This window comes from Burkholderia cenocepacia, from assembly GCF_014211915.1.
In the GTDB taxonomy this organism is placed as follows: Bacteria; Pseudomonadota; Gammaproteobacteria; order Burkholderiales; family Burkholderiaceae; genus Burkholderia; species Burkholderia orbicola.
This window is the reverse complement of the sequence record NZ_CP060040.1, coordinates 1,359,409-1,374,821: the sequence shown is the minus strand read 5'-3', so window position 1 is coordinate 1,374,821 and position 15,413 is coordinate 1,359,409. Positions and strand designations below refer to the sequence as shown.

Sequence of the window (15,413 nt, the reverse complement as noted above, 5' to 3'; positions counted from 1 at the left end):
AGGGGCCCGGCGGTGTGAGGGCTGGGCGGGGCGGCGTGAGCGGCGGGGCGCCGTCAGGCCGGCAACGCGAACCGCGTCACCGCGTCGCGCAGCGCCTCGGCCTGATCGCGCAGCGAATGCGCGGCTGCCGCGGCCTGTTCGACGAGCGCCGCGTTCTGCTGCGTGACCTGGTCCATCTCGCCCACCGCGCGGTTGACCTGCTCGATCCCGGCGCTCTGTTCGCGGGATGCGTGGCTGATTTCGTCGAGGATCTCGTTCACGCGCCGCACCGACTGCACGATCTCGGCCATCGTCTCGCCTGCATGCGTGACGAGCGTCGCGCCGTGCTGGACCGTCTCGTTCGACGACACGATCAGCGACTTGATCTCCTTGGCCGCCGTCGCCGAGCGTTGCGCGAGCGATCGCACTTCGGCCGCGACCACCGCGAAGCCGCGGCCCTGTTCGCCCGCGCGGGCCGCTTCCACGGCCGCGTTCAGCGCGAGGATGTTGGTCTGGAACGCGATCCCGTCGATCACGCCGATGATGTCGCCGATCTTGTGCGAGCGGTCGGTGATCTCGTTCATCGTGCGCACGACGTCGTCGACCACTTCGCTGCCGCGCGTCGCGACCTGCGCGGCCTGGCCGGCGAGCGACGCGGCCTGCGCGGCGCTGTCCGCGTTCTGCTTCACGTTCGCGGTCATCTCGTCCATGCTCGACGCGGTTTGCACGAGCGCGGCCGCCTGTTCCTCGGTGCGCTGCGACAGGTCCGTGTTGCCGGATGCGATTTCGCTCGCGCCCACGTTGATGTTCTCGGTGCCCATCCGGACGCGCGACACCATGTCGATCAGCCCGCCTTGCATCGTGTGCAGCGCATGCAGCAGGCTGCCGCGATCGTCGTGCTTCACGGTCACGCGCGCGGTCAGGTCGCCCTGCGCGATGCGCTGCGCGGCGTCGAGCGCCGCTTCGAGTTCGCCGCCGAGGCTCGCGCGCACGCTTTTCAGCACCAGCACCATCACGGCCGTCGCGATCGCGCCGAGCACGGCCGTCATCGCCAGCCAGCGGCCGATGCTCGCGAGCACCGCCGAGCGCACGTCGTTCATGTACATGCCGGTCACCAGGTACCAGTCCCACGGCGCGAAGCGCTGCACGGCGCTGGTTTTCTCCTGCGGCTTGTCCGCGCCCGGCTTCGGCCACAGATATTCGACGAAGCCCTTGCCGCCTTCCGCGTTGCCGGCCTTCACGATCTCGACGAACAGGTGCTTGCCGTTCGGATCGGTGAAGTTCGACACGTCCTTGCCGTTGAGCTCGGCCTTGATCGGATGCATCACGATCACCGGTTTCGAATCGTTGATCGAGATATAGCCGTCGGCGCCGTGCCGCATCGCGGCGATCGCCTCGATCGCCTTCTGCTTCGCGTCGGCTTCCGGCATCACATTCTGCTGCGACAGCTTGTAGTAGTGATCGGTCACGCTCGCGGCCTGCGCGACCAGCGATGCGAGCTGGTCGCGGCGGTCCGCGATCATCGACGCGCGGGTCTGCCATGCGCCGAGCCCGGCGATCACGAGCAGGCCGAGCCACAGGATGACGATCATCGAGGCGAGTTTCTGATTCAGGGAAAGATTGCGCATGGTATGAGGTCGGTCAGTCGTGGAAGCTCGCCGGAGCGGCGTGACGGGATAAGTGGTTTGACGGCGCGCCATGCGCGTCGCCGTAGACGGGAAATCCCTTAGAAGCCGTCATTTCCCCATGCCCGCGACGCGAGCGCGGGCATCTATGCATATGCATAACAGCGACCGCTATACTGTCGGGCGACGGTCGGCGTCGCGCCTCGCACGGGCGGCAGCGCGACGCCGACCGAAACCGAAAGGAGGCAACGATGCGGATTCTGGTGGTAGGGGCCGGCGCGGTCGGCGGATACTTCGGCGGCCGGCTGGTCGCGGCGGGGCGCGACGTGACGTTCCTGGTGCGCGACGGCCGCGCTGCCGCCCTTGCGCGCGACGGCTTGCTGATCCGCAGCCCGCGCGGCGACCTGACGCTCGCGAACGTGCAGACCGTGCGCGCGGGCGATGCAGGCGCCGGCGTCGCGCCGTTCGACCTCGTGCTGCTGAGTTGCAAGGCGTACAGCCTCGACGACGCGATTGCATCGTTCGCGCCGTTCGTCGGCCCGCAGACATTGATCCTGCCGATGCTCAACGGGATGCGCCATCTCGACGTGCTGCGCGAGCGCTTCGACGCCGCGCAGGTGCTCGGCGGGTTGTGCGTGATCGCGGCGACGCTCGATCGCGAGCAGCGCATCGTGCACCTGAACGACACGCACGGCGTATCGTTCGGCGAGCTTGCCGGCGGCGAATCGCCGCGCGTGCGCGCGGTGGCCGACGTGCTCGGCGGCGCGGGTTTCGATGCCACGCTCAGCGACGACATCGCCGCGCGGATGTGGGACAAGTGGGTGTTCCTCGCGACGCTCGCCGCGAGTACGTCGCTGTTTCGCGGTTCGATCGGCGACATTCTCGCCGCGCCGGACGGCCGCCGTCTGCTCGAGACGATGCTCGCCGAATGCAGCGCGATCGCGGAACACAACGGCCACCGGCCCGATCCGGCGGCCAGCGAGCGGATGCAGCGGATGGTGTTGACGCCGTCGCCGCTGACCGCGTCGATGCTGCGTGACGTCGAGAACCACGCGCGCGTCGAAGCCGATCACGTGATCGGCGACCTGCTCGCGCGGCGCGACCCGCAGGCGACAGACATGCTGTCGCTGCTGCGGATCGCGTACAACCACCTGAAGACGTACGAGGTACGCACGGCGCGCGAGCACGCGGCGGCATAAGCCGGTGCTGGCCGTGGCGCGGGCGGCCGCCCGCGTCGTTCCGCGCTGCAACAAATTTGCCATCCGGCGCCATTTCAGCCGGTGGGCGGCAAAAAAGTATCGAAAATCAGGCGTAAAGTTGGTGGAGCCGCGCGCTCGATCGACCTACATTGCTTCCCATGCGACCGGTCGCATCGCCGCGCGAGACACGCGGCGATGCGCGCACAGCCGAACAGGCCGGCCAGCAATATATGGGAATGGAGACGCCAACATGATGCACCCCGATCTCGAAGTGGTCGACGTGCGACGCGACGAGTCGTTCAAGGTCTGGTCGCACGGCTATCCGTATCGCACGATCCGCTGGCATTTCCATCCCGAATTCGAGCTGCACCTGATCGTCGCGACGCACGGCAAGTATTTCGTCGGCGATCACATCGGCTCGTTCGGCCCCGGCCATCTCGTGCTGCTGGGCCCGAACCTGCCGCACAACTGGGTCAGCGACATGGCCGAAGGCGAAACCGTCGAGCGCCGCAATCTCGTGATCCAGTTCGATCCGTCGTTCGTGCGCCGCTGCATGGACGCGTTCCCCGAATGCCGCGATGCGCAGACGCTGCTGGACGACGCGCGGCGCGGGGTCGGCTTCGATGCCGCGACGAGCGCTGCAATCGCGCCGTTGTTCGATGAACTGTTGACCGCGCGCGGCATGCGCCGCATCGCGCTGTTCATGACGATCCTGGAGCGGCTGTGCGGCGCGGCCGAACGCACGCTGCTCGCGAGCCCCGCGTACGACCAGGCCGATGTCACGCCCACGCGCCTGAGCCACGCGCTGTCGTATATCGGCAAGAACCTCGCGTCCGAGCTGCGCGAATCCGATCTCGCGCAACTGACCGGGCAGAGCGTCAGCGCGTTCTCGCGCACGTTCCATCGCCACACCGGCATGCCGTTCGTCCAGTACGTGAATCGTCTGCGGATCGAGTCCGCCTGCCAGATGCTGCTCGCCGACGACGCGAGCATTACCGACATCTGTTTCCAGGCCGGCTTCAACAACGTGTCGAACTTCAACCGCCAGTTCCGCGCGGTGAAGGGGATGGCGCCGTCCGAATTCCGTGCGCTGCAGCGCCTGAACGCGCGCAGCCGCGAGCTGGCGCTGCATGCGGCGCCGACCGGTAATCCGCTGCCGCCGCGCGTGCTGACGCCCGGTGCGCCCGAACTCATGCCGCAGCCCGGATGACCGCCGGGCCGTTGCCCGCCTGAGTTTCCCCGCCGTTTTACCCCGCCGATCGCGTCGCTCACGTCGCGAGGGGCGCATTCACCCACGAAAAAGCCGCACACAATTTTTGGAGACACCGTCATGACGCACGCATCGCCCGCTTCATCCGTCCGTCGCGCCGCCCGCCTGGCGGCCGTTGCCGCGCTCGCCGGCGCGGCCCTGTTGCCCGCCGCCTCCGCGCATGCCGCGCCGCTGCGGATCGGCATGACGTTCCAGGAACTGAACAACCCGTACTTCGTGACGATGCAGAAGGCGCTGAACGACGCGGCCGCGTCGATCGGCGCGCAGGTCGTCGTCACCGACGCGCATCACGACGTCAGCAAGCAGGTGAGCGACGTCGAGGACATGCTGCAGAAGAAGATCGACATCCTGCTCGTGAACCCGACCGATTCGACCGGCATCCAGTCGGCGATCACGCAGGCGAAGAAGGCGGGCGCGGTGGTCGTCGCCGTCGATGCGAACGCGAACGGCCCGGTCGATTCGTTCGTCGGCTCGAAGAACTACGACGCGGGCGTGATGTCGTGCGAATACCTCGCGAAGGCGATCGGCGGCAGCGGCGAGGTCGCGATCCTCGACGGCATTCCGGTCGTGCCGATTCTCGAACGCGTGCGCGGCTGCAAGGCCGGGCTCGCGAAATTCCCGAACGTGAAGCTCGTCGATACGCAGAACGGCAAGCAGGAGCGCGCGACCGCGTTGTCGGTCACCGAGAACATGATCTCCGCGCATCCGAACCTGAAGGGGCTCTTCAGCGTGAACGACGGCGGCTCGATGGGCGCGCTCGCCGCGATCGAGGGCTCCGGCAAGGACATCAAGCTGACGAGCGTCGACGGCGCACCCGAGGCGATCGCCGCGATCCAGAAGCCGAACTCGAAGTTCATCGAGACGACCGCGCAGTTCCCGGCCGACCAGGTGCGCATCGCGCTCGGCATCGCGATCGCGCGCAAGTGGGGTGCGACGGTGCCGAAGGCGATCCCCGTCGACGTGAAGGTCGTCGATCGCGGCAACGCGAAGGGTTTCAGCTGGTGAACGACGCCCTTCGCACGGAGAAGCCGATGGACACGATACTCAGGCTCAGCCACATCACGAAAAGCTTTCCCGGTGTGAAGGCGCTGTCCGACATCGATCTGGAAATCGCGCGCGGCGAGATCCATGCGCTGCTCGGTGAGAACGGCGCGGGCAAGTCGACGCTGATGAAGATCCTGTGCGGCATCCACCAGCCGGATGCCGGCACGATCGAGATCGACGACGCCGTGCGCCATTTCGCGGACTATCACGACGCGGTCGCGGCCGGCGTCGGCATCGTGTTTCAGGAGTTCAGCCTGATTCCACACCTCGATGCCGTCGACAACCTGTTTCTCGGCCGCGAGCTGCGCAATCGCTGGGGCGCGCGCGACCGCAAGCGGATGCGCGCGGCGGCCGCTGCCATCTTCGCGCGCCTGGGCGTGGCGATCGATCTCGATGCGCCAATCCGCACGCTGTCGGTCGCGCAGCAGCAGTTCGTCGAGATCGGCAAGGCGCTGTCGCTCGACGCCCGCATCCTGATCCTCGATGAACCGACCGCGACGCTCACGCCGGCCGAGGCCGAACACCTGTTCGCGATCATGCGCGAGCTGAAGCGGCAGGGCGTCGCGATGATCTTCATTTCGCATCATCTGGACGAGATCTTCGCGGTGTGCGACCGCATCACGGTGCTGCGCGACGGCCAGTATGTCGCGACGACCGAGGTCGCGCGCACCGACGTCGAGCAACTGGTGCGCATGATGGTCGGTCGCCGGATCGAAAGCAGCTTTCCGCCGAAGCCAGTATTACGGGCCGATGCGCCGGCCGTGCTCGAAGTCGAAGCGCTGCAGATCGAGCGCGACGGCCCGGTGAACCGCTTTGCGTTGCATGAAGGCGAGATCCTCGGTTTCGCGGGGCTCGTCGGTTCGGGACGCACCGAAACCGCGCTCGCGGTGATCGGCGCGACGCGCGCGCATCGCAAGGAACTGCGCGTGCGCGGCGCGGCGGCGAAGCTCGCCGATCCGGCCGACGCGCTGCGCGCGGGCATCGGCATCCTGCCGGAAAGCCGCAAGACGGAAGGGCTCGTCACGTCGTTCTCGATTCGCGACAACATCTCGCTGAACAACCTCGGCAAGTACCGGTCGATGCGCTGGCTGATCGACCGGCGCGGCGAGGCACGCACCACGCACGACGTGATGCGGCGCGTCGGCGTGAAGGCGCCGTCGATCCATACCGAGGTCGCGACGCTGTCCGGCGGCAACCAGCAGAAGGTCGTGATCGCGCGCTGGCTGAATCATCACACGTCGGTGCTGATCTTCGACGAGCCGACGCGCGGCATCGACGTCGGCGCAAAAGCCGAAATCTACGGGCTGATGCGCGAACTCACCGCGCGCGGCTACGCCATCATCATGATCTCGTCCGAATTGCCGGAAATCGTCGGCATGTGCGATCGCGTCGCCGTGTTCCGGCAGGGCCGCATCGAGGCGACGCTCGCCGGCGACGAGATCGATCCCGACACGGTCATGACCTATGCCACGGCCGGCACGCGAGGAGCGACCCATGAACCTGCCTGATTCTTCTTCCACGCGTTCCACGACGCTCGCGGCCACCGCCGGAAACGGCGACGCGCCGCCGCCCCGCGCGATGTGGGCGCAGTTGCGCCGCTCGACGCTGTTCTATCCGCTCGTCGGCCTGATCGTCGTGTGCATCGCGATAATGATCGCGAGCCCGAGCTTCCTGTCCGCCGCGAACCTCGAGAACGTGCTGCGCCAGGTCTCGATCAACGCGATCATCGCGGTCGGCATGACCTGCGTGATCCTGACCGGCGGGATCGACCTGTCGGTCGGCTCGGTGATGGCGCTGTCGGGCACGCTCGCGGCCGGGTTGATGGTCGCGGGCGTCAACGCGGTTGCCGCGCTGGCGATCGGCATCGCGGTCGGCCTCGGCTTCGGCTTCCTGAACGGCGTGTTCGTCGCGTTCGCCGGGATGCCGCCGATCATCGTCACGCTCGCGACGATGGGCATCGCGCGCGGCCTCGCACTGATCTACACGGGCGGCTATCCGATCGACGGGCTGCCCGACTGGGTCGCGTTCTTCGGCAGCGGCAAGGTGCTCGGCATCCAGGCGCCGGTGCTGATCATGCTGGTGGTCTACGCGATCGCGTGGCTGTTGCTCGACCGGATGCCGTTCGGCCGCTACGTGTATGCGATCGGCGGCAACGAGCAGGCGACGCGGCTCACCGGCGTGCGGGTCGCGCGCGTGAAGCTGATCGTCTACACGCTGGCCGGGCTCACGTCGGCGCTCGCCGCGATCGTGCTGACCGGGCGCCTGATGAGCGGGCAGCCGAACGCGGGCGTGGGCTTCGAACTCGACGCGATCGCGGCCGTCGTGATGGGCGGCACGTCGATCTCCGGCGGGCGCGGGGCGATCCTCGGCACGCTGGTCGGCGCGCTGCTGCTCGGCGTGCTCAACAACGGGCTCAACATGATCGGCGTGAACCCGTATGTGCAGAACGTGATCAAGGGCGGAATCATCCTGCTCGCGATCTACATCAGCCGCGAGCGATCGCGGTAACGCTTGATTAATCCGGTATCCGAATCACTCAGGAAAGAGACAACTCATGACGACACCCGAAGCCCAGCCGCGAATGACCGCGGTCGTCTGCCACGGCCCCGAGGACTATCGCGTCGAACAGGTCGCGAAGCCGAATCCCGGCGCGAACGAACTCGTGATCCGCATCGCCGCGTGCGGGATCTGCGCGAGCGACTGCAAGTGCTACACCGGCGCCAAGATGTTCTGGGGCGGACCGAGCCCGTGGGTAAAGGCGCCGGTGATTCCCGGCCACGAATTCTTCGGCTACGTCGAAGCGCTCGGCGACGGCGCGGCCGAGCATTTCGGCGTGGCGCTGGGCGACCGCGTGATCGCCGAGCAGATCGTGCCGTGCGGCAAGTGCCGCTATTGCAAATCGGGCCAGTACTGGATGTGCGAGGTGCACAATATCTTCGGTTTCCAGCGCGAGGTCGCCGACGGCGGGATGGCCGAGTACATGCGCATTCCGCCGACCGCGATCGTTCACAAGATTCCGCTCGGCGTATCGCTCGAGGATGCGGCGATCATCGAGCCGCTGGCGTGCGCGATCCACACGGTGAACCGCGGCGACGTCCAGCTCGACGACGTCGTCGTGATCGCGGGCGCGGGCCCGCTCGGGCTGATGATGACGCAGGTCGCGCACCTGAAGACGCCGAAGAAACTCGTCGTGATCGACCTGATCGACGAACGGCTCGAACTCGCGCGCCAGTACGGCGCCGACGTGACGATCAACCCGCAGCGCGACGACGCGCGCGAGATCGTCCGCGCGCTCACCGACGGCTACGGCTGCGACGTGTACATCGAGACGACCGGCGCGCCGGTCGGCGTGAACCAGGGGCTCGACCTGATCCGCAAGCTCGGCCGCTTCGTCGAATTCAGCGTGTTCGGCGAGGATGCGACCGTCGACTGGTCGATCATCGGCGACCGCAAGGAGCTCGACGTACGCGGCGCGCACCTCGGGCCATACTGCTATCCGGTCGCGATCGACCTGCTCGCGCGTGGGCTCGTTACGTCGAAGGGCATCGTCACGCACGGTTTCGCGCTGGAAGACTGGGACGATGCGATCCGCGTCGCGAAATCGCCCGAATCGATCAAGGTGCTGCTGAAACCGGCCCGCTGACGGCCGGCGCGCGCCTCACCGGAGACATCATGGAATACGTCATAGGCGTCGACATCGGCACGCAGAGCACCAAGGCGCTGCTCGTCGACCGGCACGGCACGATCGTCGCGCGGCGCTCGGCCGGCTACCAGCCCGATACGCCGCGTCCGCTGTGGGCCGAGCAGTGGCCGCAGGTGTGGTTCGACGCGGTGCTCGGCTGCATCGCCGGCTGCGTGAGCGACGCGCGGGCGCAGGGCGTGCCGGCCGACGCGATTCGTGCGGTGTGCGTGAGCAGCCTGTACGGCGGCTCGGGCATCCCGGTCGACATCGACATGCGGCCGCTGCATCCGTGCCTGATCTGGATGGACCGGCGCGCGACCGCCGAAGTCGACTGGGTCAACGAACACGTGAACGTCGAGCGGCTGCGCGTGATCACCGGCAACGGCGTCGACAGCTACTACGGCTTCACCAAGATGCTCTGGCTGCGCGATCAGCGGCCCGACGTGTGGGCGAACGTGCGCTATTTCCTGCCGCCGAACGCGTACGTGATCTACCTGCTGACCGGCGAAGTCGCGGTCGACCACAGTTCGGCCGGCAATATCGGCGGCGTGTACGACGTCGCGCGTCGCGAGTGGTCCGACGACGCGCTCGACATGCTCGGCATTCCGGCGACGATGATGCCCGAGCGGCTGGTCGATTCGACGGACGTCGTCGGCGGCCTGCTGTCGCAATGGACCGCGCAACTCGGGCTGCCGGCCGGCACGCCGGTCGTCGCGGGCGGCGTCGATGCCGCGGTGGCGACCTTCGCGGCCGGCGCGACGCGTACCGGGCAGCACGTCGCGATGATCGGCACCAGCATGTGCTGGGGCTACGTGAACCGGCATGTCGATGCGCGCCATGGCCTCGTGAGCATGCCGCACGTGTTCGACGGGCAGCGCGACCTGTATGTGTTCGGCGGGGCAATCACGGCCGGCGCGTCGGTCGCGTGGTTTCGCGACCAGTTCTGTCACGCGGAAATCGATGCGGCGCGCCTGCTGTCGCACGGCGATCCGCACGTGCTGCTCGAGGAGGCGGCCGAGCGCGTGCCGGCCGGCGCCGACGGCGTGCTGTTCCTGCCGTATCTGATGGGCGAACGCAGCCCGGTATGGGATGCGAAGGCGAGCGGCGCGTTCGTCGGGCTGAGTCTCGCGCATACCCGTGCGCATCTTTATCGTGCGGTGCTCGAAGGCGTCGCGTTCGCGTTGCGCCACAACATCGAGGCGGGCCGCCGCGGCGCGGTGGCGCTGGACGACCGATTGATCGTCGTCGGCGGCGCCGCGCATTCGGCGCTGTGGATGCAGATCATCGCGGACGTGACGGGCTTTCCGGTATGGACGATCGAGCAGGACGTCGAAGCCGCGATGGGCGCCGCGCTGCTCGCGGGCGTCGGCGCGGGGCTCGTGTCGCGCGATGACGCGCAGGGCGGCTGGGTCACACTCGTCGAGCGTGCACGGCCCGATGCCGAGCGCGTGCAAACGTACGATGCGCGTTTTGCGCTCTATACGGCGCTCTATCCGGCACTCAAGCCGATCATGCACAGGCTGGGCACGTCATCATGAACACACGATTCGATTTCGGCGGGTCAACGATGCTCGTCACGGGCGCCTCGAGCGGAATCGGCCGCGCATGCGCGGTCGCGCTGGCGCAGGCGGGGGCGCGCGTCGTCGCGGCGGGGCGCGACATGGCCGCACTCGACACGCTTGCCGGCGAGATTGCGTGCGATGCGTTGCGCATGGATGTCGGCGGCGATCAACACGCGATCGACGCAGCACTCGCCGCGTACGACGCGTTCGACGGCCTCGTCAATTGCGCGGGGATCGCGTCGCTCGAACCGGCGCTCGAGGTCGGTGCCGCGCAGTTCGATCGCGTGATGGCAGTCAATGCGCGTGGCGCGGCGCTTGTCGCGCGGGCCGTGGCGCGCAAGATGATCGGACGCGACGGACGTGGCGCGGCGCACGCACGGGGCAGCATCGTCAACGTGTCGAGTCAGGCGGCACTCGTCGGCCTGCCCGCACATCTGAGCTATTGCGCGTCGAAGGCGGCGATGGACGCGATCACGCGCGTGCTGTGTATCGAACTCGGGCCGCACGGCATTCGTGTGAACAGTGTGAACCCGACCGTCACGCTCACGCCGATGGCGCAGTTCGCGTGGAGCGAACCGGACAAGCGTGCGCCGATGCTCGCTGCGATTCCGCTCGGCCGGTTCGCGGAGCCGCACGAAGTCGTCGAACCGATCCTGTTTTTGCTGAGCGATGCGGCGTCGATGATCAGCGGCGTGTCGCTGCCGATCGACGGCGGATATACCGCGCGCTAGGCCCGTCACGGTAGTCGCGCGCCGCATTCGCGGAGCGGGCAGTGTGCGGCTAGACCGGGTCCTTGCTTGGTGGACCGTCCGGCTGCTGCGGGTTGTCGTGATGACCGGGCGGCGACGAGAACGGATCGTCTTCCGGATCGCGGTTCGGGTCGGCCGGTGGCTCGGGCGTCGGGGTCGTGTGATCGCTCATGGAGAACTCGTGCAGTGCGTGACGGCGGTGGCGCGGCGGATGCGCCTCGTCTCCGTTATAGGCAATCGGGCGCGCGTTTGCAGCGGGATTCTTGCGGCGGGTTGCGGATCGTCGACGAAGTCTGGACATTGGGGGCTTCGTGCGGAATCTTGCCGGCCCATGCAATCGAAGTCAGCGCAAATCCGCCGGGGTATCGACGTCGCGCAGGATGCCGGGATCGTCGATGTCGAGCAGCGTCACCGGCGCGCTGGCGAACAGTGCGCGGGCACCCGTGTCGCCGTCGAGGGCGGCGAGCGCATCGAAGTGGTGCGCGGCAAAACCGACCGGATGGCCGCGTACGCCGCGATGCGCGGGTGCGACGATCGACGCGTCGTCGGCTTCGAGTGCCCGGGCGACCGTTTCGTAGGTGGACGCCGCGATCCACGGCATATCGCCGAGCGCGACGAGCCAGCCATTCGCGTCGGGGGTCGTGCGGACGCCGGCCGCGAGGCTCGCGCCCATGCCGCGCAACGCGTCGGGTGCGTACACGACCTGACAGCCGGCTTCGTTCAGCAGCATCGCAAGCTTTTCGGCGCCGGGACGCACGACGGCGATCACGTCGGCGGTGGCGGCCGCGAGACGGCGGGCGGCGGCGACTGCGACCGGCGTCCCGTCGGGAAGCCGAGCAAGCAGCTTGCTGTGCAGGCCGCTCGGGTCGAAGCGTTGACCAAGGCCGCCGGCGAGCAGGACGCCGGTGGCGAGTGACGCATAGGACATCGGCGCGGGGGAGTGAGGCAGGTGCTGCGATTGTGCGGGAGCACACGGGGATCGGCAAGTGAGGATGTTACCGAGTCACGTATGCCGGATCGGGAAAACCGTCATCGCGACGCTTCGTCGAGCATGCTTTCCTCGACGGGACCGTAAATTGCGTGCGATTCGTTCTGCATGACGGCCCAATAGCGATCGCCGAACGACCAATGCCACCATTCGGACGGGTAATTCGTGAAGCCGGCGCGGGTCAGCGCGTCGATCAGGATCTGGCGGTTTCGCGCGGCCGCGCGACTGATGAACGCGTTGTGCGTATAGCACGCGCCGGACGATTCCTGGTCGGTGGCGTTCATGATGGTGCCCATGTCGATCTCGATGCCTTCCGCCGAGATCAGCGTGAGGTCGATGGCGGCGCCCGTCGGATGGGCGGCGACTTCCGGCGGTGCGACGTAGTGGCTGGTCAGGGCGACCAGGGTGTCTTCGTCCGGGAGCGGATTCAGCGTCCGGCGCAGATGCGCGAGATGCTCGGTGAAGTACTGGCGCTGCAGGGCCAGCGGACGGTAGCCTTCCTTGACGTACAGGCGCAGGCCGGCGGGCAACGCGTGCGCGGCGGCGATCAGCCGTTCCGCCACGCCGCGACGCACTTTCAGGAAGTGCGGGCTCCTGCTTTCGATATCGCGGCGGTCGAGATCGACGGCGATGCGGTCATGGAAGCCTGCGAGATCGACGAACCCTTCGTGTGACTCTTGCAGGGCGATCGAGCGGACGGCGGGATCGGAGAGCGGTATCGCGGTAGCGGGTAAATGGCGCGAGGACGATTGCGGGCCGCGGGCCGATGTTGAATGGGGCGGCCGCGGTCGTTTTGGTCAGACGAATCGGCAATATGCCAGAGTCTGGTGAAAGATGCGCGGGGGGCGAGCTACGGGCGCATCCGCGCGGCTTTGCTCATCGCATCGACACTGGCTGCCTCGATCAACGAGGCAATTCCCACCCCCTCTTCTTCAACCGGATCGGCTGGATGATCGTAGTGCATGACCGACGCGCGCAATATGTCCAATGGTCGCGACTCGTGTGAACGATACGGGTGGATTTCGAATACCGGACGGCCATGGTCAGTGACGACGAGCTTTTGGCCCGATGTCTCGACGAGTCGAAGGTACTCGAATGCGCGAGCGCTGAATTCGGATTTCGAAACGGTAGCGTGCCACATCACGGAATGAATGCGGTCATGTGAAGTGAAGGGAGTCAATGTACGGCGAGCGTGTGGCTCTGCACAAGTAGTGAGCGTGGGGCAGAGCCTGTTGCGGCGCCGGCGGGGTCGCTTCACCGATTCGGTACAATCGTGCGGCCGTTCGGGCAGGCCCGCTTGGGAGAGCAAGCGGGCCCGAATGAGACTCGTCACACGCTATTCGAACATGACACAACAACAATTCTTGACGCGACTGGTCGCATTCGGCCGGAAAAATCCAATCGTCACGCTTTCGTGGCTGGTGCTGTCGTGCGGGGCGCTGCCTCTGCTGTTCTATGCGAACGGCGTCGACCAGCTACCGGACTTCACGCTGAGCGAGTTGACCGGGACGCTGATTGCATCGTTCGCGCTGGAGCTGATGCTGGTGCCGCTGATCGGTTGGTATTGCATCCTGGCCGGGCTGGCGGCGCGCGCCGTTCTGAACCACTTCTATCCTCACTCGCCCGCATCGACCGTACCGGGCACGATCGTCGCCGTTCGCGCCGCGACGCGGGAGCAACTCGTTCGAGGAAAATTCATTGTTCTCGTTTCGTTGTTGACCGGCATGATCTGGCTGGATGTGCTGTCGGCCGCGGCTGGATTTTCTCCGTTTTCCAGATGGCAAGACCCCGCGATGATGGTGCTCGTATCGACGACGTATGTTGCCGCGTATGTCGCGATGTTCGGCCTGATCCTGTTCGATTGGCAAGCGCCGGGACTGCGCCGCCGCCTTGTTCATCGCACACTCTGGTCGTTGTTCCTGTTTTCGGTTCTCGTCAATGTCGCCACCTTTCTCGTCCGGCGTCGGATGCACGGAACGGTGGTGCCCACGCCGGATCCCGACGCTCATCCGATCATCTACGTTTCCGACAATATTCGCGATGCATTGCCGGATATTGGGCAATGGTTCAGGGCAGGGGCGGCCTGGCTGCACACGTGGCTGACGGGCATTCCGGGCGGGGAATGGATCGTTGCAGTGTTTCGGTTTGTCGGACATGGGTTGGCGGAATACGGCGCCGTTATGGTTTGCGTGATCCTGTCCGTTACCGCGCTACGGATATCGGTCCGCAGACTGCGCTACGGGTTGCATGGGCAACAGGCAATGAACTGGCTGTGCGCCGCACTTATGCCTTGGCTGATTCGGGCGACGCTGGCGTCACTTGCGTCGCCGGATGCGAGCCTGACGCAGCGGATCATGTTGGGTGCCGCTACCGTTGTCGGTGTTATCTGGGCGGGGATCTGGATACTTGCCGCCGGGCGGCGGTCATGGCACGGCGGTGGGGCCACGGCGTCAACGGGATGGCCGTTGATTGGCGTGAAGTTGCTAATCACGGGGATGTTTGCCGGCGGGGCGAGCATCGTATTGATTTTCGTCTGTTTGATCGTCGACCAAGGGCGCCCGGACGGTGAGACAGTAACGCTTGCCAACGCGATCCTGCTGATCTGCCTGCTCAACTGTGGAGTATTCAGTCTGGGCCGAGACTGGAAACCCTTGGGACTGGTATGCATGTCCGCGTTCCTCATGTTGGTGCTGGTGCCGCAGTTCAGCGGAAACCCTCTATTTTTCCCAAAACTCGTCGTCAGGAATTTCGGGCTCGGGTATCTGCACGCGGACAACCTTGTGCTTTCGGGCCAGCAATGCGCGACGCTGGTGCCGTATGGCGTTCATTGCGACAAGGGGAAGGACGATGCGATTACGCTGACGCATGTGAATATCGTCAATCGCCTGGGCTCGTCGGTGCAACTCGAACTGATGCTGCGCGCGGACCTTCATTCGTCGACGGCGCGTGCCGGCAAGTCGTCTGCCACTGTCATGCCGTTTGCTGTTCAAACTCTGGTAACGGGCGACGACGTCATGCCGTTTACCGGGGCGCCTGTCCCCCGCAAACCGGCAGCCGGATGTGACGATCTTTTGGCGGCCAGACTGATTGACGCAATAAATAGTGCGAAGGAGCACGCAAAGAAAGGCGGGCCCGCCCTGCCTGACGAGAAAGTAGTCGCGTCGCTCGTATGTGTTCGCTTCGTCGTGCCCAAAGATCAGATCATCAGCTATGAGCGCAGTGGCGCCAGGACGTATGAGAAGGGCTACAGCGGGTATATCGCAACGCCGGACAAGCCGGAGACGCCAAAGAAGTAATCGCAGCGACTCGGGTTTT

General features: G+C 66.4%; 15 protein-coding genes. 10 read left to right on the top strand and 5 right to left on the bottom strand.

The annotated features are described in order from the left end of the window. Window positions 1-53: 53 nt before the first annotated feature. Window positions 54-1,607 carry a methyl-accepting chemotaxis protein gene (locus SY91_RS22665; protein ID WP_023477469.1) on the bottom strand — a complete coding sequence of 518 codons (1,554 nt, stop codon included), beginning with the start codon at window positions 1,605-1,607 and terminating at the stop codon, window positions 54-56. A 248-nt stretch (window positions 1,608-1,855) separates the two neighbouring features. Here SY91_RS22665 and panE point away from each other — a divergent pair, with 248 nt between their 5' ends. From panE to SY91_RS22625, 8 genes are all read left to right on the top strand, one after another. Further along, complete coding sequence (gene panE / locus SY91_RS22660) at window positions 1,856-2,803, top strand: 2-dehydropantoate 2-reductase (protein ID WP_023477470.1); 948 nt, start codon at window positions 1,856-1,858, stop codon at window positions 2,801-2,803. 250 nt (window positions 2,804-3,053) lie between these two features. Further along, complete coding sequence (locus SY91_RS22655; RefSeq protein WP_006480884.1) at window positions 3,054-4,013, top strand: AraC family transcriptional regulator; 960 nt, start codon at window positions 3,054-3,056, stop codon at window positions 4,011-4,013. A 120-nt stretch (window positions 4,014-4,133) separates the two neighbouring features. Beyond that, window positions 4,134-5,078 (top strand): substrate-binding domain-containing protein, encoded by a 945-nt coding sequence (locus SY91_RS22650; RefSeq protein WP_023477471.1) that lies wholly within the window; start codon window positions 4,134-4,136, stop codon window positions 5,076-5,078. Window positions 5,079-5,104: 26 nt separating this feature from the next. After that, window positions 5,105-6,625 (top strand): sugar ABC transporter ATP-binding protein, encoded by a 1,521-nt coding sequence (locus SY91_RS22645; protein WP_023477472.1) that lies wholly within the window; start codon window positions 5,105-5,107, stop codon window positions 6,623-6,625. After that, entirely contained in the window at window positions 6,612-7,625 is a 1,014-nt protein-coding gene (locus tag SY91_RS22640) for an ABC transporter permease (protein WP_023477473.1), read from the top strand. The genes SY91_RS22645 and SY91_RS22640 overlap by 14 nt, the downstream gene beginning before the upstream one ends. 46 nt (window positions 7,626-7,671) lie before the next feature. Beyond that, entirely contained in the window at window positions 7,672-8,760 is a 1,089-nt protein-coding gene (locus SY91_RS22635; RefSeq protein WP_006480887.1) for an erythritol/L-threitol dehydrogenase, read from the top strand. A gap of 29 nt (window positions 8,761-8,789) precedes the next feature. Beyond that, window positions 8,790-10,337, top strand: a complete 1,548-nt coding sequence (locus tag SY91_RS22630) for an FGGY-family carbohydrate kinase (protein WP_023477474.1) — start codon at window positions 8,790-8,792, stop codon at window positions 10,335-10,337. Next, entirely contained in the window at window positions 10,334-11,092 is a 759-nt protein-coding gene (locus SY91_RS22625) for an SDR family oxidoreductase (RefSeq protein WP_023477475.1), read from the top strand. Before SY91_RS22630 ends, SY91_RS22625 begins: the two co-directional genes overlap by 4 nt. A 49-nt stretch (window positions 11,093-11,141) precedes the next feature. On the opposite strand, the gene SY91_RS22620 is transcribed toward SY91_RS22625, so the two are convergent. The 3 genes from SY91_RS22620 to SY91_RS22610 all read right to left on the bottom strand — a co-directional run bounded on the left by SY91_RS22620 (window position 11,142) and on the right by SY91_RS22610 (window position 12,628). Continuing rightward, window positions 11,142-11,282: a hypothetical protein gene (locus tag SY91_RS22620; RefSeq protein WP_012339712.1), complete on the bottom strand. Its 141-nt coding sequence runs from the start codon at window positions 11,280-11,282 to the stop codon at window positions 11,142-11,144. 171 nt (window positions 11,283-11,453) lie between these two features. After that, a complete protein-coding gene (locus SY91_RS22615; RefSeq protein ID WP_023477476.1) occupies window positions 11,454-12,038 on the bottom strand; it encodes an NTP transferase domain-containing protein in 585 nt (194 codons plus the stop codon). Window positions 12,039-12,139: 101 nt separating this feature from the next. Beyond that, on the bottom strand, window positions 12,140-12,628 hold the full coding sequence (locus SY91_RS22610; protein ID WP_260632490.1) for a M15 family metallopeptidase: 489 nt from the start codon (window positions 12,626-12,628) through the stop codon (window positions 12,140-12,142). 3 nt (window positions 12,629-12,631) lie between these two features. On the opposite strand from SY91_RS22610, the gene SY91_RS35155 reads away from it, so the two are divergent. Beyond that, window positions 12,632-12,772, top strand: a complete 141-nt coding sequence (locus SY91_RS35155) for a hypothetical protein (RefSeq protein WP_260632489.1) — start codon at window positions 12,632-12,634, stop codon at window positions 12,770-12,772. Between the two features lie 176 nt (window positions 12,773-12,948). Here SY91_RS35155 and SY91_RS22605 read toward each other — a convergent pair whose 3' ends face one another. Then, complete coding sequence (locus SY91_RS22605; RefSeq protein ID WP_249209686.1) at window positions 12,949-13,239, bottom strand: type II toxin-antitoxin system Phd/YefM family antitoxin; 291 nt, start codon at window positions 13,237-13,239, stop codon at window positions 12,949-12,951. Window positions 13,240-13,444: 205 nt separating this feature from the next. Here SY91_RS22605 and SY91_RS22600 point away from each other — a divergent pair, with 205 nt between their 5' ends. Continuing rightward, complete coding sequence (locus SY91_RS22600) at window positions 13,445-15,394, top strand: hypothetical protein (protein WP_034175230.1); 1,950 nt, start codon at window positions 13,445-13,447, stop codon at window positions 15,392-15,394. Window positions 15,395-15,413 lie beyond the last annotated feature (19 nt).